Below are 19290 nucleotides of genomic sequence, written 5' to 3' on the forward strand. Positions count from 1 at the left end.
TCGCCGCGGACGAAGACGGTCACGAGGCCGCCCCCCACGCGCTCCTTGCCGACGAGGCGGACGTTCGCCGCCTTGACCATGGCGTCGGCGGCCTCCACGGCCCCGACCATCCCCTTGGTCTCGATCATGCCCAGTGCCTCAGTCATGCCTGCCATCTTTCTTCCTCCCTGGGCGTGCCGCCCATTCCCGAGCTGGCGCTCGCGTTACCTGACTACCCGAAGCGTGGAGCCGCACTTGACGTGAAGCGCGTTGGCCTCCTCGGTGTCGATGTGACAGTCGAGGTTGCCGCTCTCGGTCACGCGGACGATGACGTTGTCGAGCGTGCCGCCGCGCTCCCCGCCGACCTTCAGCGAGACGACCTGTCCGTCGTGGAAGCCGCGCTCCGCCGCCTGTGCCGGGCTCATGTGGATGTGACGGGCCGCGACGATGGTGCCCTCCTCGAGGACGACGGTGCCCTTGGGGCCGATGACGGTGACGCCCGGCGTCCCCTTGAGCTGCCCGGAGAGGCGAACCACCTGGGGCACGCCCAGCTTGAACGTGTCACCCGCCAGGACCTCGACCTGCGTCTGGGGACGCACGGGCCCCAGCACGCGGACCTTCTGGATGACGCCCTTGGGGCCGGCGACGGTCACGCACTCCTTGGCGGCGAACTGTCCGGGCTGGCTCAGGTCCTTGAGGGGGGTGAGCTGGTAGCCCGCGCCGAAGAGCCGCTCGAGGTGCTCCTGCGACAGGTGGATGTGACGGCCCGAGACCCCGACGGGGACCATGTCCGGGTCGACGGCAGGGGCCTTGAGCCCGAAGATGCCCTCGACGTCCTCCTTGCTCCAGATGCCCCGCTCGAGGGCCGCGGAAATGACCCGCTCGAGCTCGTCCGCCGAGAGCGGGGGCTCGACGGGCCTCTCGCCCTCGTGCGAGCCTGGCTCGTGGTGGACGGCAGCCGGCGCCTTGCCGTCGTGCGAGGCGGGGCACGGGCCCTCGAGGAGGACGCCCCTCTCCCTTGCGACGTCGCGCGCCTGGGCGGTCACGATGGTGTTCTCGTCCACGACGAGGTTCTCGTGGCGCTCCGCCGCAGCCACGACCTCCCGAGCGCTGATCAGCCTCTTCATCCTTTCCTCCCTTCCCTAAAGACTCACGTCTTCGTCGATGATCCCTACGATTACCGCGTCGACCGGCGCGTTCCTCTGGAACTCGTCCCTCACGAAGTGGTAGGCGGCCGCACCGGTGGTGACTATGACCCTATCCCCCACCCCTGCGCTGATCGTGTCCACGCAGATGAGCTGGGAGCCCACCTCCCCTCCCGCAAGCACCTCGACGCGCATGAGCTTCATGCCGCTGAGTTCGTCGTACTTGCGGGTGGCCCAAATCGAGCCGACGAGCCTACCGACGATCATGGGTGCCGTCACCTCCGCCGCGTATCTTCTCCAGGCATTCCATGACCTCCGCCGTCTCGCCCGCGATGGCGAGCATCACCATGTTCTGCGGGCAGGAGCCCCTCACGTCGGTCACGGTCACCCCCGCCGTCTTCTCGGCGATGTCACTCGCGACCACCATCTCGATGAGCTTGCCCTGCACCAGCCCCACCGCCGCCGGACGGAAGTCCTCGCCCCAGCGGGCGCCGCTCCTCTGGCGGATGATCTGCATGGTCCCCTCGGCGGGGGCCCTGATGACCCTCACGTCAAGCATCCCGGCGCTCCCTTGCCTTGAGCGCGCAGCCGAGCGCGATGCCCATGGGGGTGACGAACATGGGGTGGCTGGGCTTGTGGACCTCCATGCCCAGGCGGCTCGCCACACGCCCCTCGATGCCGGAGAGCTCGGCGGTGCCACCCACCAGGACGACCTCGGGAACGTCGTAGTCCTCGCAGGCGCGCTGGATGATGGTGGTCACCTTGTCGATGGTGGGAGCAACGATGGGAAGGACCTCCGCGTGGTGCTCGGGAGCCCTCTTGTACAGCTCCGCGTCATCGAAGCTCATGCCCTTGGCGCCCGCGAGCACGAGGGAGAAGTGGGTTCCTCCCGTGGACTCGTCAACGCACCTCACGACCTCCCCATCCCTGAAGACCGAGATGCCCGTGGTCCCGCCTCCGATGTCGACGACGGCGCCGTTCTGCACGCCCAGGAGGAGGTTTGCCGCCGTGGGCTCGTCGAAGACGGCCGTGCACTCGAGGCCGCAGCTCTCTGCGACGTTTCGCACGACGCCTCCGTCCAGCGACTCGGTCTGGGGAGGGATGGCCACCGCGCACTCCCCCAGCTCAACTCCCAGCTCGGACTCGACCTGCTCCTTGAGGCCCCGCGCTATGTCGCAGGCGCCGACGTAGTCGACCACCATGCCGTCACGCACCACGCCGGCGAACTGGTACTTGCAGTCGACGGGGCTGCCGTCCTCGTCCAGGACGACGAGCACGATGAAGGCGGTTCCCAGGTCAAGCCCACAGTAGAGGCGCTTGCCGGCCCGAGGGGCCCTGGGCTCGTCCACGCAGGAGAGCAGCTCCTCCAGCCTCCTGTTTGCCGCATCGAAGTCTGACATTGGCTACACCTCCCTTCCCGCTCGCTCCACGGACGCCCGCAGCGTCTCGCACATCCCTGACAGCTCCCTCAGCCAGGCGGCTATGACCCGTGCCTCCTGCGGCCCCGCCCCCTCCTGGGCCCGCCCCCACGCGTGGGCGAAGCGGCCCAGCTGGGCATGCGCGCACGACATCTCGAAGTAGACGGGATGCACGCCGGCGTCGAAGGGGGGAGCCGGGGCCTGGGGCGGCAGCTCCGGGGCGGTCGCATCCCCTTCCCCGCCGAGGACCAGGTCCTGGGGCGACCCCGCCACCTGCCAGCGTCGTCCCAGGGACTCCGCCTCGCGGGCCACGGAGTTGTCGACCCCCAGGGACCTGCGGGCGAGGAGTCGCAGCCCCGCCCCCAGGAGGTTCGCGTCGTGCACGAGCGCGCCAAGCTCGCAGCCGTCCTCTGTGCCCCTCGGAGCCCCGACGGAGCCAGCCTCGGCGCGCGGCGACGCCTCCGGCCCGAAGGCGATCCTGAAGTCAATCAGGAACTGCCGTGCTCCCGGAGTGAGGCGAGAGCCCTCGGGCAGCTCATAGCGCCCGAAGGGGGCGGCGGCAAACGCCTCGCGGAGCTCGTCCTCGGTCACGTAGTGCATTTCTTCCTCCTCCCTGTGCCTTCGGCCCCAGACTCCGGGGCATACGTTCCTTTGGGCTAGTGCCTCACGAGGTTCACCTTGAAGTCGGCGTCCTCGATCCAAGACTCCACGCGGTTGAGGTCCTCGTCCGTGAGCGACGGGTCGTCCTTGATCTCGTAGTCGCGGCCGAGCGACGCGTACTTCCCAACGCCCAGCTTGTGGTACGGGAGGAGGTCGACGCCGTCGAAGTTCTTCTGGTAGCGATAGGGCTTGAAGAAGGCGATCACCGCGTCGACCTCCTCCTTGGAGTCGTTCACCCCCTTGAGCAGGGGCATGCGCACGCGGACGTTGAAGCCGTTCTCGAGGAGCTCCCTCACGTTCGAGAGGATCTGCTCGTTGTTGACGCCCGTCCAGAACTTGTGCTTGACCGGGTCCATCTGCTTGATGTCGAAGAGGAAGAGGTCAACATAGCGGGCGACCTTGAGGATGGTCTCCGTAGGCGCGTATCCGCAGGTCTCGATGGCGGTGTGGTAGCCGCGGGCCTTGGAGGCCATGAGGATGGCGAGCGTGGCCTCGCTCTGGGCGAGCACCTCTCCGCCCGAGAGGGTGATGCCGCCGCCCGACATCCTGTAGAAGTCCTTGTCCTCGTCGAAGAACTCCACGATCTCGTCCACCGACCTGTCGTCGCCCATGACCTGCAGGGCGCTGTACATGCAGGCACGCTCGCACTGGCAGCAGCCGATGCACTGCACCCCGTGGTCGACGACGTGCGATCCGTCGACCATCTTGTGCACTCCGACGGGGCAGACGGCGACGCAGGCGCCGCAGTTGGCGCAGTTGGCGCTCTTGAACATGACCTCGTGCGCGCGCAGCTGGCTCTCTGGGTTCGAACACCACTTGCAGCGCAGGGGACAACCCTTGAGGAAGGCCATGGACCGCACGCCGGGCCCGTCGTACATGTTGTACTTCTGAAGGTTGAAGACGCGTGCCTTGCGCTCCACGCTTCCCTGCTCATGGCTCATTGCGGTCTCTCCCTTCTCCCTGACGTGCCGCGGCGTGCGGCTGGCCTGATTGGCGAACCTTGGCTCCTAGAACCTGGTGAGCATCGTGCGGCTGATGATCTCGTCCTGGACGTCCTTGCAGAGCTCGTTGAAGAAGGCGGAGTACCCCGCGACGCGGACCACGAGGTCGCGGTGCTTCTCGGGATGCTGCTGGGCGTCGATGAGCGTCTTGTTGTCCAGGTAGTTGAACTGCATCTCTCCGTTTCCGAACATGGAGGCGGTGCGCAGCAGCGTGATGAGACCGTTCTCGCCCTCGGGAGTGTCGAGTAGTCCGCTCATGAGTTTGAAGTTGTGCACCATGCCGATGTTCATGGAGTCGTTGGAGAGCTTGGAGACGGACTTGATGATGGCGGTGGGGCCCTTGTGGTCGGCGCCCTGGGTGGGGCTGATGCCGTCGGACAGCGGGGTCCATGCGTTGCGGCCGTTCGCGGTGGCGCCGGTCATCTCGCCGAAGGGCGTGTTGTTGGAGATGGAGAGGGTGCCCGTGGACATGTGCGAGTACAGCGTCTTGAAGTCGAGGTGGATGCGCTCGGTGTAGTCGATGATGTCGGCCGCGATGCTGTCGGCGTAGTCGTCGTCGTTGCCGTACTTGGGGGCGTCCAGGCAGTCCTGCCTCATCTGCTCGAAGCCCGCGAAGTCTGCCTTGAGCCCCTCGAAGAGCTCGCCGAGGGTGTACTTGTGGTCGTCGAACACGAGCTTCTTGATTGCCGCCATGGAGTCGGCATAGGTCGCAAGGCCCGTCCACACGACGCCGGGGCCATAGTTGTACATGGCGCCACCGGACGAGACGTCCTTGCCGCTCTCCATGCAGCCCTCGTACATGATGGACATGAGGGGCTTGGGAGCCACGTCGCGCGCGACGCGCTGCGAGATGACCGTGGCGACGTCGGTCCACTTGGTCACGTAGTAGATGGTCTTCTTGACCGCCTCGTCGAACTCCTCGAAGGTCTTGTACTGCGAGGGGTCGCCGAGGTCCGGCGTGACCTGCTTGCCGTACCACAGGGGGACGCCGTGGTTGAGCGTGAGCTCGATGCAGATGGGCCACTGGGTGTAGGAGGTGGATGTCCACTGGTAGAGGCGGCCGGACTTCTGGGGTTCGACGCAGCCCATCATGCAGTAGTCGCGCGCGTCCTCGACCGAGACGCCCTTGGCGAGCATCATCTTGATGTGGGTGTCGTCGAAGTGACAGGCGGGGAAGCCCATGCCGGAGCGCACGATGTCGACGATCTTGCGCATGTACTTCTCGGGCGACTTGTTGTGGATGCGGCAGGCGATGGAGGGCTGGTAGACCTTCACGTGGCGCACGGCGTCCATGAGGACGTAGGTGAGCTCGTTGGTGGCGTCGTGCCCCTGGCGGGTGACTCCGCCCAGCGTCATGTTGACGAAGGGCTGGTAGCCGGCGAAGAACTCGGACTGCCCGCGGGAGGTGACCCACATCATCTCGCTCATCTTGATGAGCATGCAGCCGGCGATGTCGAAGGCCTGGTACGGGGTGAGGCGTCCCGCCTCGATGTCAGCCTTGTAGAAGGGATACATGTACTGGTCGACGCGGCCGAGTGACATGCCGGTCTGGTTCTCCTCGACCGGAAGCAGGCTCTCGATGACGAAGACGGACTGCACCGCCTCCCAGAAGGTGCTGGGCTTGTGGGCGGGAACGTGCGAGAGGATCGTCGAGATCTGCTCGAGCTCGGCCTTGCGCTTGGCGTCGTGGCAGGCGGAGGCAAGCTCGTGGGCGTAGTCGCTCATGCGCTTGGCGTAAGTCATGACGCCCTCGGTGGTGTCGATGACCGACTTGTAGAAGTAGATCTTGTCGAGGTCGTCGGGGTTGGCGTAGTCCAGATGGGCGAGATGCTCCTTCGCCTCGTTCTGGATGTCGATCATGCCCTTCTTCATGAGGATGACGTCATAGCCGGGGTTGGAGTCGCCGCCGCCGCTCATGGCGTGGTAGGAGCAGTCAGAGACGAAGGACTCGCCGGAGAGCTCCCACACCCCCGCCTCGCGGTACTGGTCCTCGCAGACCTCGTCCTGGGACTTGCCCTCCCAGAAGGGGAAGAGGACCTCGCGGCAATACTGCTTGTCCTCCTCCGAGATGTAGAAGGGGTCCTGGGGGCGGTCACCGATGGTGTCGAGCTCGTCGCGCAGCCAGCGCCAGGCGAGGTCGGGCGAGAACGCGCCCGCTCGCGGCGCGCCACAGGGAGCTCCCACCACGAGCTCGTCGTCCTGGATGACCAGAGGGGCGGTCTCGCAGCAGCGGCGGAAGGCCTTGGCGCGCAGCTCGATCTTGGGCATGCCCGGGTTGGCCTTCATGGTCTCGGTGACCGCGCGGGCGCGGTGCATGGTGATGGTGGGGACCTGCTTGAGGAAGTTGTCCTTCAGGCGAAGCTGGCGGTCGGTGGGGCCGTCGGGCACGTCGTAGGGATCGTGCGAGCCGGCAGTGGCCGCGTGCCCCTCGGACAGCGGCACCTCGAGCTGGTCGGCCACCTTCTCGAACATGCGGCGAACGGTGGCGCGCTGCTCGTCAGACATGTCCTTGGTCGCCTCGGAAAGCTCCTTCGCGAACTCCTTGATGTCCATTCTCACTCCTCCACGAAATCGTTCTTCATTGCTTGCACCACGCCAGAGAACCAGTCCTGCGGCTCCTTGCCTGACCCTGCGGCGACCTCCCGCCGCGTTCCGCCCGGCCCGTCGGGGTCGGGAAGGCGAACCTTGATGACGACGGGCGTGTGGTCGCATGACCCCGCCTTGTCGAGAAGGGCCCGCTCGGCCTCCCCGCCCGATATGCCCACCTGGCGCCTTCGTACGAAGTCCTCGTAGGTGACGCCGAGCCTGGACGTGGTGGCACTGTTCCAGCCCGTCACCGTGAGCGTCTTGGGAAGGTCGCTGTGGCAGCCGATGCATCCCAGCGCGGTGCTCACGTTCACGAGGACCCTGCCGACGGGCTTCTTGAGGATGAACTGGCGAATGACCTCTGGGTCCTTCGAGAAGATGGCGAGGGCGTTCCCGCTCCCGCTGCCCAGGATCAGCTCTATGCACTTCTCGCAGGCGTGGCGCCAGTCGTCCTCGACGAAGTACGAGAGCACGGGCCCGAACTTCGCCCTCGAGAAGAGGCTCCCCTCGCTCACGTAGGGCCTCTCCACGACCAGGACCTTGGTGGACTCGAGGACCTCGACGTCAGCCCGACGGGCGAGGTCGAAGGCGCTCTTGCCGATGAGCTCGCGGTAGGGGCGGCCGTCGGGCATGAAGAGGGACGAGACGAGCCGCTCCGCCTCCTCGTCGCTCAGGAAGTGGCAGCCGCGACGGCGCAGCTCTTCCTGGAAGCGTGTGTCGACGGCGCGCTCCACCACGACGCTCTGCTCGGCTCCAGGGAGCATGCCGTAGCAGTACGACTTGCCCAGCACCACCTCGTCCGCGCAGGCGCTCAGGTCTGCCGTGGACTCCACGAACACGGGGTTGTTGCCCAGCGTCGCGAAGTAGACGTCCTTGCCTGCGGCGTCGAAGCGCCGGGGGTCCGAGCCGTCCTCGCGCGAGTCGATGACCACGCGCACGCAGGGCTGGGAGCAGACCCACTCCTCGCCCTCGGGGCAGAAGATGCTCAGGTACCCGAGCGCCTCGGCGGGATAGTGGCAGAACTCGGCGATCTTGAGCACGTCTCCCATGACCATCGCGCAGGTCTCGTGCACGCGCGCGCTCGCCGAGAACACGACGGGGCTCTTGGAGCGCACCGCCATGACGAGCTGGCTCAGCATGGTGGGTACCGAGAGCCAGTCGGGGAGCAGCGAGACGACGACGCCCTTGGGAAGGCAGACCTCCGCCGAGCCGTTGCTGGAGCGGACAATCCTCTGCACGGGCGTCTGGGCGCTGACCTCCCCCAGAAGGTCGGTGAGGACCCACTTCGTGAGGCCCGCCTCGTCCTCGGGAGAGCAGTAGTCGCTCTCTGCGAAGGCTTCCTCCGCGTACTCCCCCGCCTTGGGGAGCAGTCCCTCCCGCAGGTGCTGGAGGAAGTCGTCGACCAGCGTGCCCGGGAGCCCCTCGAGGACCTCCGCGGAGTCCGCGGCACGCTCCAGGAGGATGCGCGCCTCCTGGATGGAGAGAAGGTCGTTGTCGATGAGAGACATGGGCACCCCCTTAGTAGGGCAGGAGCTTCTCGACGGTGTACTTGTCGGTGATCTTCTTGAGGCTGGGGTGGGGGCGGGCGATCACGACGGAGCTGTAGACCTCCGCCCCCAGGGCCTCGACGGCCTTGACGCCGGCGGTGACCGCGGCCTCGCAGGCGGCGACGTCGCCCTCGACGAGGATCGAGATGTAGCCGGAGGCGGTGTTCTCGTAACCGATGAGCCTGACGTCTCCCGCCTTGCACATCGCGTCACCCGCCTCGAGCACCCACACCAGGCCGAAGGTCTCGATGGCGCCGAGCGCGTTCATAGCAGAATCAGACATGGGATCCTCCTAGTAGTCCACGTCGTGCACCGAGACGACGTCGCCGATCTCTGGCACGGGGCGCTTCATCACGTTGTGGGCAGTGAGCTTTCCGATGCGGGCGGCCGCCTCTGCCCCCGCCTTGACGGCCGCCTCGCAGGCGGCGACGTCGCCCGTCACCACGACGGTCACCAAGGTCGAACCGACGTTCTCGTACGACACGAGCTCGGTGTCACCCGCCTTGAGCATCTTGTCGGCGGCCTCGAGCGCGGGGACCATCCCGATGGTCTCTATGAGACCGATTGCCTGCTCTCCCCTGTATCGCATGGGCTGCTCCTCGCTACTTGATGTAGGAATCGATCGTCTTGCGCTGCTCGTCGGTCGCGCGGTAGTAGACGCGCAGATCGCCGGCGGGGTCGAGGTCGAAGCGAGACTCCTCGATGAGGGCGTTCTTCTCTGCCGTCATCAGGGCCTCCTGCACCTTGTCCTTCGTGAAGGCGGCGAAGCCGGAGTACTCGCCCTCGAGGGCCTCCAGGACGTCGTCCGCGCACGCCTCGTCGACGGTGGTGAAGTGCTTGAGGATCGCGTAGTTCAATGGCCTGCTCATGCTTACTGCTCCTTCTTAGACAGGTAGTCCGCAGGGTTGACGGCGACCAGGAAGATGCCGACGACCATGACCGCCGCGGCGATCCATGCGATGGGCGCCAGGGCGTAGCCGTTGATGCCCATGGCAAGCCCGACGATCAGCCAGGTGAAGAAGGGTCCATGGAAGGTGTAGGTGCCGTTGCAAGCCATGCCCAGCGCGGTGCCGCACATGGAGTTGCCGCGATACCAGCGGGCGAACGAAAGGTACGCGCACAGGCCGCTCAGGATGAAGAAGACGAGCGAGGGGAGGTCAGTGAGGGCGTCACCCACGTAACCGAAGGTCTCGCCAAGAGAACCTGCCCCGACGAGGGTGAGGACCGGGAGCACCACGATGAGGTTGAGGATGCCCGAGGTGGTCTGACGGATGGTGATGCCGATCTGCGAGTCGATCATCGCGGTGCCATAGCCGGCGATGCAGCCCTCCGCACCCCAGCCTACGGCGGCCAGGAAGGCGAGCGCCAGTCCGAATCCGGTGCCAGCGGGCACGTCACCGGTGAGCCCGGTGGAGCCGATCATGACTCCCGCGATGACACAGACCACGATGCCTGCGACCATGTGGGGCTTGAGGGGCTGCTTGTAGAGGACGCGGGCGAGAATGGCGCCGACGGCGGGGTTGAGCGCGGCGATGGGCACGGCAAGGGTGCCGGCCTGGCTCAGCGCGATGACGTAGGCGACGCTGGCGATGGGGCCTCCGACGGCTGCGGCGCAGATCATGATGACGCCCGGCTTGGTCTTGAGCGTGCGACCGAAGTCGGCGAGCTTGCCCTGGGCAGCGGTGATGATGAGCGCCCAGACCGCGCTGATGCTGTCGTTGAGCGTGGAGGCGATGGCGGGGAGGATGAACACGGCGAGGAAGCTTCCCGCGGTGACGGTGGTCGCCCACCCCACCCATGCTCCCGTGTTCTGTGCGGCCGTGATGAAGGCCGTGTAGAAGCCATACAGAAGACCCGAGAACAGAGCGACCAGGATTCCCTTCTTGAAGAAGTTCTGGTCGAGCTGCCTCTTCTTCTCTGCTGCCAGCGAGTCGCTGGCGACCGTCGTGGATCCCTCAGCCATTCCCCCCACCCTTCCAGAATCGATTCGTCACATACCGCTCCTTGCGCACGTGGCAAGGAGCCGCCGCACCAATGCGTTCGGCGGTAATTGGGACTCGTTTTAGGGATTGCCCCTTGGGGAAGGTCAAGGGCTCTTGCGCGGCACGTTCAAACGGAACGGGCCAAGGGGGTGAGCGGCGTAAATTCATTGGCAAGCGGCAGGGTTTCCTACCTTTCTTTTCCTCGCCTTAAAAATGCTCGTCGCTCACAAGCATTTTTTTGTGCACGACGGGCGGCTGTTGCGTATATGCTGCAGTCTTGCTCGTAATTTCCCCGGCACACGCTCATGGATCACGTCCGTGCTGGTAGACGCAGGTTCGCCCTGTCGTCTCAAGCAGCTTTCCCATCGTGTCAGACTTTGGGAGAAATCTTGGATAGTCCCTTGCGGTCACCACGCACGCCATCGAAAAAACTGCATCGAATTACACTGCAATGCATGCGTCGAGCGGGATGTGAGGCCCCCACGCACCAACGGCGCGAGCCGCAGGACGGCCGCCGTCCAGACGTCTGGGACGACGGACGTCCTGTCGGTACGTGCCTGCGTGCCTCCCCGCGCGTGCGTCCCGCCATTCCGATTCCGGCGGCGCGTCGCCTCGTGTCGCGAGCGTCTATCCGCCTGCGGCCCGTCGGTCACATCCTTGGTGTCGCGTGGGCCAGCATGCGATCGAGCATCACCTGATTGGCGGCGAGCTCCTCCGAGTCGTCGAGCGGCTCCAGCTCCGCCGTGCCGTACCTGCGCTCCAGGGCGCGCAGGAGGAGGTGGTCGGCAACCCCGGGGTTCTTGGGCAGCAGCGGCCCATGCACGTAGGTGCCCACGACGTTCTTGTAGAGGCAGCCTTCGAAGCCGCTCTTCCCATCGTTGCCGAAGCCGCTCACCACCTCGCCCAGGGGTTCGACGCCGGGTCCCAGGTGGGTCCTGCCCCCATGGTTCTCGTAGCCCACGATGGGCTGGGGGCTGATGCGGCTGCGCACCGCCACGTTGCCGATGAGCCGGGGGGTGGCACGGGTCGTCTCGAGGTCGACGAGCGAGAGGCCCTCGACCTTCTCGCCCCCCATCTCGTAGCTGTGGCCGAGGAGCTGGTAGCCACCGCAGACCGCCGCGAGGACCCCGCCGTCCTCGATGAACGACTCGAGCTCCGCACGCTGGTCGAGCAGGCGCTCGCACACGATGCGCTGTTCGCGGTCGGTTCCCCCTCCTATGAACACCATGTCGAAGTCGACGAGGCTCGGCCTGTCGCCCATGTGCACCTCGGTGATGCCGCAGCCAAGGCCGCGCCAGGCAAGGCGGCGTCGCAGCACGAGCATGTTGCCCGAGTCTCCATAGAGGTTGAGGAGCTCGGGGAAGAGGTGCGCGATGCGCACGCCATGCGCATGGCTCATCGGCGCCCACCCTGCCTTTCCAGCTCCTCCTTGGCGGGGAAGAGCGCTGAGTAGTTTGCCAGCACGTAGAGAGGGCGGTCGGTCGGCACCCCAGAGAGCCTGCCCACCACCTCCGAGACGCTCTCGCAGACCTGGGCGTCGATTCCCGCGTACTTCATGCGGACCTGCACGTCGTTCGCCCGCGTGCCACCGGCGAAGACGAGTGGCGCGCGTCCGCCCTCCACCATCCGTTCGAAGTCGACGTCCCAGATCCACGAGACGTCCGTCCCGTCGTTGGCGTTGTCGTTCACCAGGACGAAGAGGGCCTTCTCGCGCTCGTCCTGCTCGAGCAGGCTCAGGTTCTGGTTGAGCCCGGCAGGATTCTTCGCCAGGTTGAGGACGACCTCCCTGCCGCCCACCTCGAAGCGCTGGAGGCGGCCGTTCTCGGGATGGTAGCCGTCGAGGGTCCTCTGGAAGTCGGCGACGTCCACGCCAAGAAGGCTCGTCGCGGCGAAGGCGGCCAGGAGGTTGTAGACCATGTAGGTGCCACCGAAGCCCGCGCTGACGCGGGAGCCCGGGGCAATGCCCGGACCAGAGACGTCGAACGACACCCCCTCGCGCCCGACCTCGACGCCGGTGGCCACGAAGTCGAGCGTCGGCCGCGCGAAGTCGCCGTTGGGACAACGGAACGCACCAAGCTGGGCATAGCTGCGGTAGAGGTACTCGAGCTCCGCGCCGCACACCTGGCAGAAGCGCGCCTCGGGCACCCTGTCCTGGCGAAGTCCAAGGTCCTCCCCTATGCCAAACGAGAGGACCCTCGTGCCGCCCGCTGCGGCCCTCATGGCAACGCTCACGCACAGGGGGTCGTCCCCGTTCACGACCAGGGTGGTGCCCGAGGACCCGAGCAGGGCCCGGACGATGGTGTCCTGGACGCGGTCTATCTCTCCCGCGCGGTCGAGCTGGTCCCGGAACAGGTTGAGGAGGACGAGGTAGTCAGGCCTCAGCTGGGGGAGGATGTGCACGGTCGAGAGCTCGTCGGCCTCCATGACCGCGAAGTCGGCCTCCCTGCCGGGCAGGAGGGCCGAGACGACGCCGGGCGCCATGTTGGCGCCGACGCGGTTGCAGAGCACCACGTTGCCCGCCCCCTCGAGCGCCGCGGCGATCACGTTGTTGGTCGTGGTCTTGCCGTTGGTCCCGCAGACGACGACGGAGGCGCGCCTGGCCTTGCGGGCAAGCTCCCTCATGAGCTGGGGGTCTATGGCCAGGGCGAGCCTCCCTGGAAGCTGGGAGGCGTTGCGGTGGAGCACGCTCGAGAGGCCCCAGTGGGCGAGCCTGCCCGCGCCCGTGGCAAGGGCGCTTCTGACCGACACTAGCGCCCGTCCTCTTCCGTCGCCTCGGCAACGGCGTCCTGGCGGGACTCCTCGGACTTGCTGGCGGCATACTCCTCGGGCGTGAGAACGTCCTCGATGCGCAGGTTGACCCCCGCGACCTCCAGTCCCGTCATGCCCGTCACCTGCTTGACCACGGTGCGCTTGACGTCCTCGAACACCTGGGGCGCGTAGGCGCCGTACTCGATCAGCACCGAGATGTTCACGCGCACGGCCGAGTCCGGCGTGACCTCGACGGTCACCCCCTTGCGCGCGTCGCTGGCGCCCAGCACGTCCTGGATGCGGTTGAGCCACCCGCCCTTCATACCGATGACGCCGGGCACGTCGCGCATCGAGATGGCGACGATCTTCTCGATCACGCCGTTCGAGAAGGTGAGGGAGTCCTCCGAGTCGAGGTCCTCGTCCTCTCCCGCCAGCTGTACGGCCTGGCCCTCGGCCGGCCCCTCGTCTGTGGGGACGACCTCGGCGGCGATCGGCTCCACGGGCGCGGGCGCCTCGTCGGCCTCGTCTGCGGGGGTTCCCCCCGCCAGGTCAACGACCTCCTCGGTGATGGCGTCGGGCTTCTGGGTCTTGGGTTCGGACATGGCTGTCTCCTCTCGGATGCCTGTGCTGGTCAATGGGGGTTCATCACGTTAGCCCTGGTTGCCCCTCAGGACGCGCTTGATGGCGTCGAGCGCCCGGGTGTCGCCATCGAGGCTCTGCCCGACCACCACTCCGACGGCCACGCAGAGCGCGACGAAGAGGGCCCTCCACAGCCCCAGGGCAAAGACGAGGACCGCGACGCAGAGGCCGGCGAGCCCTCCCACGACCGCTCGCTCGTGCCCCCTTGCCATCCGTCGCAGCGAACTTCCGAGCTCGCGCGCGGAGGTCTCCTCATTGGGGCCCTGGCCTGTGCGCACCTCGGGCGAGAGGTCTCCCTCCTCCCCATTGGGAGTACCTTTCACCTGCGGCTCCTCGTCGCTCGCATCCTCTATTGCGAGCCGTGGCCTCTTCTCTGCCATGGGCTACCCCTCCCTCGGGACGGACGGTGCGTCCTCGTTCCCATGGGCCGCGCGACCCATGGGAACCGTGATCTCTGACGTGTCGCCCGAGTCGGCGGACGTGGGGTCGGCGGGCCGATGCGCCAGGGCGTCCTGCCCAAGGTCCGTCTTGGCCACCGTGACGGCACCCATCGGCTCGGGCTCCGCCGGCGGCTCGAGGGACGGCTCGGCTGCGATGGCCCGGGCATCCGCGAGCTCGGACTCGCTCTGGTACTCGCTCGCGTCGAGGAACTCCAGGTCTATGGAGTCGACGTTGTCCCCGCAGACGACGCGCAGCCCGGACGCGAGCCTCTCGTGGAGGTCGGACCCAGACTGTGCCACGTCAACCGTGTGCACGGGCTGGACGCGCGCGGCCACGCTGACCTTCCCGCGCCTGCCGATCCGCACGTCGACCCTCTTGGCCCTGAGGAAGTCCCCCTCCTCGATGACGTGGGTTGCCTGGGAGGCGATCGCATCGCGGGTCACGCTCACGTGGTCGGATCCCTCGCGCGCGACCTCGACCGTCGGACGACGGTGCTGGGCGAAGATGGAGCGAAGCAGGAAGAGGAGGAGGCCGCCGGCAAGGACCGCGACCATGCCCTCCACGACGTAGTAGTAGACGTCGACTCCCATGAGGGCCGTCGCCTCGCGAGTCCAGGGACCCCACCAGGGCAGCACCAGCGCGGCCAGGGCGAGTAGCCCGGCCAGCGAGAACACGAACAGGCACAAGCGCTTCATGATGCCCATGAGCCAACACCCCTCCCTCGGGCGCCACCCTGCCGTGGCGCAGACGTCAGCTCAGAGGATAGCGCAGGGACGAGGCGGGGCGGACATGGAGTCGGCGCGCCACGCACCCCGCACGACAAAAGGCGGGCACGGGCCGTGCCAGGCATCCCTAGAGGAGGCGGCCCTCCCACTCCCGCTCGCGAAAGCCGACGAGCGCGAAGCCGTCGCCCACCACGAGGGGCCTCCGCACCAGCATGCCGCTCGTGGCGAGAAGCCCGTAGCACTCCTCGTCCGTCATTCCGGCGTCGAGCCGAGCCCTCACGCCCTGCTCGCGGTAGAGCGTGCCGCTGGTGTTGAAGATCCTGCGGATGGGAAGGCCGCTCAGGCGATGCCAGGCGGCAAGCTCCTCCGCGCTGGGGTTGTCCCGCACGATGTCCCTGAGCTCGTACGGGATGCCGTGGTCGTCGAGCCACCTCAGGGCCCTCTTGCAGGTCGAGCAGCGCGGGTGGCAAAGGACCAGCAGGTCACGCTTGGACATGGGTTCCTCCCTTGGACGTTGGCCCGTGGCGGCGTGACGCTAGCGCCCGCCGCCCTTGATCGTAGCCTCGGGGTCGCGCACGTACAGGTAGAGGTAGCACCAGCTGACGACCCATGCGAGCGACACGACGATGCGAAGCCCCCAGCGGACGTAGCGCGCGATGGGCAGGACGAGCGAGGAGGCCAGGAGCAGCGCCATCCCCACCGAGATTCTCGTCATTACGACGTCCTTGCGACGGTGCGCCATGACGGGACGCCTCGCCTTTTCCTGGGGCTCGTTGAGCTTCTCGATGAGCCAGCGGTAGATCCTGGTCGACCTGAGGAAGCGCCCGAAGGACGGGAAGGCGTGCGAGAGCGATATCGCGGCGAGCACCCAGAAGGGGATGGCGGGCAGCACCGGGAAGATCGCCCCTATGACGGCAAGGACCACGCACGCCACGGTGGCGAGCAGATAGAGCGCCCGCTCGGCAGGGGTGGGGGGCTCGTCCTCGTCGAAGTCCAGGTCGAGGAAGGGGTAGCGGTTACCGCTCCTCTTGCGCGCGCGTCGTGCCTCGACGCGCATACTGACGCCACCGAGCTTCCTCTTGCCTCGTGCCTTCATTCACCACCGCCCGTCACAGAGGGCGCCCCCTTGGGCGCGAACTCCCCCATCCTATCCAAGCGGTGGCGGAGAGGTGTGAAGTTCCCACGCATTCCCGCGGGCGTGACTACGCCTCCGGGGAGGGCTCCCCCTCGCCGCCGAAGCGACGCCCGAGGAGGGAACCGAAGGCGGCGGCGAGGAACTGCTGGAACAGCGTCCCCATCATGACGGGAAACATGACGGCCGGGCCAAAGAAGCGCTCTGCGATGACGGCACCGGCGCTGATGTTGCGCAGCCCGCAGTCGAAGGTGAGCGTCACCGCCTGGGGCCTCCCCAGCCTCATCAGCTTCCCCAGCAGGAGCCCGACGACGAACCCCGCGCTGGCGAAGCAGCCGACGAAGAGCATGATCCCCAGCAGGCGCGGGCTCAGGTGCAGCATGTAGTCGGATATCCCCGTGGAGTTCGCCGCGATGATGAGGACGAGGATCACCCTGCAGGCAGGGGAAAGCGCGGGCGAGAGGACCTCGCCTCCCCAGCCGCGGCTCAGCTGGTTGACGGCCATCCCGGCCACGGCGGGCAGCGCGATCATGAGGAGCATCTCCTGCATCATGGCCAGCGGGTCCATGCTCACGGTCGCGCCCACCAGAACGGAGAGCATGAGCGGGATGCTGAGCGGCGAGAGGAGCGTGGAGGCCATGAGCGTCGCCAGGCCGAGCGTCACGTCCCCCTCGAAGAGACCGACCCACATGATGGAGACGACCCCGATGGGGACGCTGTACTCGAGCACGAGGCCGCAGGTGGTCTGGGGGTCCCGAAAGATCGCCTGGCCGAGCGCGCAGGCGACCGCCGGCATGGCGACCGAGGTCACCAGGAGGGCGACGATGAGGGGAAGCGGCCTCCTCAGGCAGGCGAGGAGGTCGTCGAAGCCGCTCGTGAGGGAGCCTTGGAAGGTCATGAGCGCGAACAGCGCCGGCACCACGGGGTTGAGGCGGGAGAACACTCCCGGCAGGAAGATGCCTCCCGCAAGGCAGAAGGGCACGATGTAGATCATATGCCCTGCGATGAACCTGCCAAAGGCCTGCCACCTGGCCATGCGACGCCCCTCTCCACGGAGGAACATCCTACGCCAAGCGTCGGCGCGCACCGCGAAGAGAGGGGCGGCCCGCAACCTTCCGGTCACGGGCCGCCCCGTCTGCCAAGCATCGGTCTGGGCTACGCGTAGCGCCTGCTGGAGCTCTTGGGGTCGATGGGGACCTTGCCGTGCTCCGACTCGTAGGCCTCTATCATGCGGTCCACGTTGCGCTTGGCGTTGCGGATGCCCAGGTGGAGCACCACTGACGCAGGCACGGAAAGGACGAGGAGGGCTATTCCCGCCACGCCCGCCCACCTGTCTCCGGCCCCGTAGAAGCCCCATCCCACGAGGATGGCACCAACCGCCAGGCCAGAGTAGGCAAGGCGCTTCCAGGTCTCCAGGCGCATGATCGCCTGGGTCTGCAGCTCCGCCTCCCTGAGCAGGGCGTCGCGCGCGGGAGCGCGCCCACCCCTCCGTGACTGCCTGCCGTCCGCCTTCGCCATCTGCGCTCCCAGCCGCCCGCGCCTAGTAGGAGAGGCCGGGGTTGAAGATGGAGGTGTTGATGCCAGGGATCGTGATGCAGCCCACGAGTGCGACGATGACCAGGATCAGCATGACGATGGTCGGCGAGATCTTCTTCTTGGTCATGAGCCACCAGCACAGCCAGACGAAGAAGAAGTTCAGGGCCTTGGGCATGATACCGTCAAGCGTGTTCTGAAGCGCGAAGGAGGAGTCCGCGCCGAACTCGACCGCGAAGGAGGTCGAGATGTTGATCCACGTCGCCGCGACGGCGCCGATGACCATGGTGCCCACCATGACGATGGAGCTGCGCAGGGCCGCGGACTGGGGACCGACGAGGGCCTCGACCGCCGAGCCGCCCAGGGAGTAGCCCTGGTTGTAGGCGAACTTCATGCCGAAGTACATGAGCACGTTCCAGGCGACGATGTAGAAGATCGGGCCCAGGGGGTTGCCGCCGGTGGAGAGGCCCAGGGCGATGCCCAGCAGGATGGGGATGAAGGTGCCGACGATGATGGAGTCGCCGAGGCCCGCGAGCGGGCCCATCAGTCCGGCGCGGATGCCGTTGATGGTCTCGGCGTCCATGGGCTCGCCGTTGGCGCGCGCCTCCTCGAGGCCGACGGTCAGGCCGACGACCATGGTGCCGATCTGGGGCTCGGTGTTGAAGAAGGTGGTGTAGGTGCGCAGCGCCTCGACCTTCTCATCGTCGCTCTCGTACAGCTCGTCGACGATGGGAAGCATGGCCCACAGGTAGCCGAAGGTCTGCATGTGCTCCTGGGAGAAGCAGGTCAGGTTGCCGTAGATCCAGTGGAGGAACGACGCCTTGCGCGCGGACTCGGAGGTCTTCTTGAGCTCTGCCATGATTAGATGTCCTCCTCATCGTCGTCGTCGACCGACGCCGCCTGGGCAGCCAGGGCCGGGCGGTTGGTCTTGACGGACTGGATCTCGAAGTTGATAAGTGCGAAGAAGACGGCGATGATGGCGGACGCGATGAGGTTGCAGCCCATGACCGCGGCGAGCAGGAAGCCCACAGCGAAGGTGACCCAGTCAAGCGGCTTGGTGATGACCTGCTTGCAGAGGATGCCGACGCCGACTGCGGGGAGCAGCGAGCCCACGGTGAAGAGGGTCTTCATCGCGAGACCATCCATGGGGAGGTACTCCTTCATGAGGTCGACCATCGTGGGACCTGCCATGCAGATGACCACGGTGGGGATGAAGGAGAACAGGATGTGGGAGACCCAGGGGAGCACCGTCTCGACCATGGGGATGGTCTTCTTGATGTTGTCCCACCTGCCACCCTCGACGGCCTTCCAGCCGATGCCCTGCCACACGAGGTTCAGGGTCGCGGTGCCATAGAAGAGGACGGTTCCCAGGGTGCCGACTGCGGCGCCCAGGGCGGCGGCGAGGCCGGTGGCGGCGTCGGACGAGGGGTCGAGGCCCTGCGCCGAGATTGAGAGCATGGCCAGCGGGATGCCGATGTAGGTCACGGCGCGCACGTCGGCCGAGACGGTCCCGCCGGGGGTCACGAGCGCGATGTAGACGACCTGGATGGCAGCGCCGACGATGATGCCGAGCTGCAGGTTGCCCAGGATGATGCCCACGACGAGGCCGCCCACGAGGGGACGTCCGAGCGTGTAGTTGCCGATGGTCGTGCCGCCCATGCCCGGAAGGGACGCGAGGCACGCGAATATTCCAAGCAAGACAGCCTGGAAGATGCTGATCGTCATAGTCAAACCCACCTTCCCAGTTTGTGGTT

24 protein-coding genes are annotated in these 19290 nt (G+C 66.8%); all 24 read right to left on the bottom strand.

Going from position 1 to position 19290, the window contains the following annotated elements:
• Positions 1-155: BMC domain-containing protein (locus tag ACMPH2_RS04940; protein ID WP_417118907.1), on the bottom strand; the 155-nt coding region annotated here is incomplete at its 3' end.
• A 48-nt stretch (positions 156-203) separates the two neighbouring features.
• Positions 204-1106, bottom strand: coding sequence for a phosphate propanoyltransferase (locus ACMPH2_RS04945; protein ID WP_062530923.1), 903 nt, complete (start codon positions 1104-1106; stop codon positions 204-206).
• 15 nt (positions 1107-1121) lie between these two features.
• Complete coding sequence (locus ACMPH2_RS04950; protein WP_062530921.1) at positions 1122-1391, bottom strand: EutN/CcmL family microcompartment protein; 270 nt, start codon at positions 1389-1391, stop codon at positions 1122-1124.
• Entirely contained in the window at positions 1378-1683 is a 306-nt protein-coding gene (locus ACMPH2_RS04955; protein ID WP_062530919.1) for a BMC domain-containing protein, read from the bottom strand. Before ACMPH2_RS04955 ends, ACMPH2_RS04950 begins: the two co-directional genes overlap by 14 nt.
• Complete coding sequence (gene eutJ, locus ACMPH2_RS04960) at positions 1676-2524, bottom strand: ethanolamine utilization protein EutJ (protein WP_062530917.1); 849 nt, start codon at positions 2522-2524, stop codon at positions 1676-1678. Before eutJ ends, ACMPH2_RS04955 begins: the two co-directional genes overlap by 8 nt.
• Before the next feature lie 3 nt (positions 2525-2527).
• Positions 2528-3142 carry a hypothetical protein gene (locus ACMPH2_RS04965; RefSeq protein ID WP_062530915.1) on the bottom strand — a complete coding sequence of 205 codons (615 nt, stop codon included), beginning with the start codon at positions 3140-3142 and terminating at the stop codon, positions 2528-2530.
• Between the two features lie 56 nt (positions 3143-3198).
• Entirely contained in the window at positions 3199-4143 is a 945-nt protein-coding gene (gene cutD, locus ACMPH2_RS04970) for a choline TMA-lyase-activating enzyme (RefSeq protein WP_417118770.1), read from the bottom strand.
• A 66-nt stretch (positions 4144-4209) separates the two neighbouring features.
• Positions 4210-6756: a choline trimethylamine-lyase gene (gene cutC / locus ACMPH2_RS04975; protein ID WP_062530912.1), complete on the bottom strand. Its 2547-nt coding sequence runs from the start codon at positions 6754-6756 to the stop codon at positions 4210-4212.
• A 2-nt stretch (positions 6757-6758) separates the two neighbouring features.
• Positions 6759-8297 (bottom strand): aldehyde dehydrogenase family protein, encoded by a 1539-nt coding sequence (locus ACMPH2_RS04980; RefSeq protein ID WP_417118771.1) that lies wholly within the window; start codon positions 8295-8297, stop codon positions 6759-6761.
• A gap of 10 nt (positions 8298-8307) precedes the next feature.
• A complete protein-coding gene (locus tag ACMPH2_RS04985; protein WP_304437896.1) occupies positions 8308-8619 on the bottom strand; it encodes a BMC domain-containing protein in 312 nt (103 codons plus the stop codon).
• Between the two features lie 9 nt (positions 8620-8628).
• A complete protein-coding gene (locus ACMPH2_RS04990; protein WP_062530906.1) occupies positions 8629-8925 on the bottom strand; it encodes a BMC domain-containing protein in 297 nt (98 codons plus the stop codon).
• A gap of 13 nt (positions 8926-8938) precedes the next feature.
• Positions 8939-9205, bottom strand: a complete 267-nt coding sequence (locus ACMPH2_RS04995; protein WP_009278957.1) for a hypothetical protein — start codon at positions 9203-9205, stop codon at positions 8939-8941.
• Between the two features lie 2 nt (positions 9206-9207).
• Positions 9208-10299, bottom strand: coding sequence for a hypothetical protein (locus ACMPH2_RS05000; RefSeq protein WP_062530904.1), 1092 nt, complete (start codon positions 10297-10299; stop codon positions 9208-9210).
• A 668-nt stretch (positions 10300-10967) separates the two neighbouring features.
• Entirely contained in the window at positions 10968-11717 is a 750-nt protein-coding gene (locus ACMPH2_RS05005) for a type 1 glutamine amidotransferase (protein WP_062530903.1), read from the bottom strand.
• Complete coding sequence (locus tag ACMPH2_RS05010) at positions 11714-13066, bottom strand: MurT ligase domain-containing protein (protein ID WP_417118772.1); 1353 nt, start codon at positions 13064-13066, stop codon at positions 11714-11716. Before ACMPH2_RS05010 ends, ACMPH2_RS05005 begins: the two co-directional genes overlap by 4 nt.
• Positions 13066-13668 carry an Asp23/Gls24 family envelope stress response protein gene (locus ACMPH2_RS05015; protein WP_082719535.1) on the bottom strand — a complete coding sequence of 201 codons (603 nt, stop codon included), beginning with the start codon at positions 13666-13668 and terminating at the stop codon, positions 13066-13068. Before ACMPH2_RS05015 ends, ACMPH2_RS05010 begins: the two co-directional genes overlap by 1 nt.
• A gap of 48 nt (positions 13669-13716) precedes the next feature.
• A complete protein-coding gene (locus ACMPH2_RS05020; RefSeq protein WP_314638617.1) occupies positions 13717-14085 on the bottom strand; it encodes a DUF2273 domain-containing protein in 369 nt (122 codons plus the stop codon).
• A gap of 3 nt (positions 14086-14088) precedes the next feature.
• Positions 14089-14850, bottom strand: a complete 762-nt coding sequence (amaP, locus tag ACMPH2_RS05025; protein WP_417118773.1) for an alkaline shock response membrane anchor protein AmaP — start codon at positions 14848-14850, stop codon at positions 14089-14091.
• A 148-nt stretch (positions 14851-14998) separates the two neighbouring features.
• Complete coding sequence (locus ACMPH2_RS05030) at positions 14999-15367, bottom strand: arsenate reductase family protein (RefSeq protein ID WP_062530896.1); 369 nt, start codon at positions 15365-15367, stop codon at positions 14999-15001.
• A 39-nt stretch (positions 15368-15406) separates the two neighbouring features.
• Positions 15407-15967 carry a DUF454 family protein gene (locus ACMPH2_RS05035; RefSeq protein WP_009278949.1) on the bottom strand — a complete coding sequence of 187 codons (561 nt, stop codon included), beginning with the start codon at positions 15965-15967 and terminating at the stop codon, positions 15407-15409.
• 106 nt (positions 15968-16073) lie between these two features.
• Entirely contained in the window at positions 16074-17039 is a 966-nt protein-coding gene (locus ACMPH2_RS05040) for a bile acid:sodium symporter family protein (protein ID WP_314638619.1), read from the bottom strand.
• A 119-nt stretch (positions 17040-17158) separates the two neighbouring features.
• Positions 17159-17521 carry a hypothetical protein gene (locus ACMPH2_RS05045; protein ID WP_314638620.1) on the bottom strand — a complete coding sequence of 121 codons (363 nt, stop codon included), beginning with the start codon at positions 17519-17521 and terminating at the stop codon, positions 17159-17161.
• A gap of 22 nt (positions 17522-17543) precedes the next feature.
• Positions 17544-18395, bottom strand: coding sequence for a PTS system mannose/fructose/sorbose family transporter subunit IID (locus ACMPH2_RS05050; protein ID WP_062530889.1), 852 nt, complete (start codon positions 18393-18395; stop codon positions 17544-17546).
• Between the two features lie 2 nt (positions 18396-18397).
• Complete coding sequence (locus ACMPH2_RS05055) at positions 18398-19261, bottom strand: PTS mannose/fructose/sorbose/N-acetylgalactosamine transporter subunit IIC (protein WP_062530887.1); 864 nt, start codon at positions 19259-19261, stop codon at positions 18398-18400.
• Positions 19262-19290: the final 29 nt, after the last annotated feature.

The organism is Olsenella phocaeensis, from assembly GCF_048189965.1.
Taxonomy (GTDB): domain Bacteria; phylum Actinomycetota; class Coriobacteriia; order Coriobacteriales; family Atopobiaceae; genus Olsenella_I; species Olsenella_I phocaeensis.

What these genes read in the sequence shown, in the direction of transcription:
- ACMPH2_RS04945 (WP_062530923.1), bottom strand. Translation starts at nt 1,106, where the DNA reads ATGAAGAGGCTGATCAGCGCTCGGGAGGTCGTGGCTGCGGCGGAGCGC.
- ACMPH2_RS04950 (WP_062530921.1), bottom strand. Translation starts at nt 1,391, where the DNA reads ATGATCGTCGGTAGGCTCGTCGGCTCGATTTGGGCCACCCGCAAGTAC.
- ACMPH2_RS04955 (WP_062530919.1), bottom strand. Translation starts at nt 1,683, where the DNA reads ATGCTTGACGTGAGGGTCATCAGGGCCCCCGCCGAGGGGACCATGCAG.
- eutJ (WP_062530917.1), bottom strand. Translation starts at nt 2,524, where the DNA reads ATGTCAGACTTCGATGCGGCAAACAGGAGGCTGGAGGAGCTGCTCTCC.
- ACMPH2_RS04965 (WP_062530915.1), bottom strand. Translation starts at nt 3,142, where the DNA reads ATGCACTACGTGACCGAGGACGAGCTCCGCGAGGCGTTTGCCGCCGCC.
- cutD (WP_417118770.1), bottom strand. Translation starts at nt 4,143, where the DNA reads ATGAGCCATGAGCAGGGAAGCGTGGAGCGCAAGGCACGCGTCTTCAAC.
- cutC (WP_062530912.1), bottom strand. Translation starts at nt 6,756, where the DNA reads ATGGACATCAAGGAGTTCGCGAAGGAGCTTTCCGAGGCGACCAAGGAC.
- ACMPH2_RS04980 (WP_417118771.1), bottom strand. Translation starts at nt 8,297, where the DNA reads ATGTCTCTCATCGACAACGACCTTCTCTCCATCCAGGAGGCGCGCATC.
- ACMPH2_RS04985 (WP_304437896.1), bottom strand. Translation starts at nt 8,619, where the DNA reads ATGTCTGATTCTGCTATGAACGCGCTCGGCGCCATCGAGACCTTCGGC.
- ACMPH2_RS04990 (WP_062530906.1), bottom strand. Translation starts at nt 8,925, where the DNA reads ATGCGATACAGGGGAGAGCAGGCAATCGGTCTCATAGAGACCATCGGG.
- ACMPH2_RS04995 (WP_009278957.1), bottom strand. Translation starts at nt 9,205, where the DNA reads ATGAGCAGGCCATTGAACTACGCGATCCTCAAGCACTTCACCACCGTC.
- ACMPH2_RS05000 (WP_062530904.1), bottom strand. Translation starts at nt 10,299, where the DNA reads ATGGCTGAGGGATCCACGACGGTCGCCAGCGACTCGCTGGCAGCAGAG.
- ACMPH2_RS05005 (WP_062530903.1), bottom strand. Translation starts at nt 11,717, where the DNA reads ATGAGCCATGCGCATGGCGTGCGCATCGCGCACCTCTTCCCCGAGCTC.
- ACMPH2_RS05015 (WP_082719535.1), bottom strand. Translation starts at nt 13,668, where the DNA reads ATGTCCGAACCCAAGACCCAGAAGCCCGACGCCATCACCGAGGAGGTC.
- ACMPH2_RS05020 (WP_314638617.1), bottom strand. Translation starts at nt 14,085, where the DNA reads ATGGCAGAGAAGAGGCCACGGCTCGCAATAGAGGATGCGAGCGACGAG.
- amaP (WP_417118773.1), bottom strand. Translation starts at nt 14,850, where the DNA reads ATGGGCATCATGAAGCGCTTGTGCCTGTTCGTGTTCTCGCTGGCCGGG.
- ACMPH2_RS05030 (WP_062530896.1), bottom strand. Translation starts at nt 15,367, where the DNA reads ATGTCCAAGCGTGACCTGCTGGTCCTTTGCCACCCGCGCTGCTCGACC.
- ACMPH2_RS05035 (WP_009278949.1), bottom strand. Translation starts at nt 15,967, where the DNA reads ATGAAGGCACGAGGCAAGAGGAAGCTCGGTGGCGTCAGTATGCGCGTC.
- ACMPH2_RS05040 (WP_314638619.1), bottom strand. Translation starts at nt 17,039, where the DNA reads ATGGCCAGGTGGCAGGCCTTTGGCAGGTTCATCGCAGGGCATATGATC.
- ACMPH2_RS05045 (WP_314638620.1), bottom strand. Translation starts at nt 17,521, where the DNA reads ATGGCGAAGGCGGACGGCAGGCAGTCACGGAGGGGTGGGCGCGCTCCC.
- ACMPH2_RS05050 (WP_062530889.1), bottom strand. Translation starts at nt 18,395, where the DNA reads ATGGCAGAGCTCAAGAAGACCTCCGAGTCCGCGCGCAAGGCGTCGTTC.
- ACMPH2_RS05055 (WP_062530887.1), bottom strand. Translation starts at nt 19,261, where the DNA reads ATGACGATCAGCATCTTCCAGGCTGTCTTGCTTGGAATATTCGCGTGC.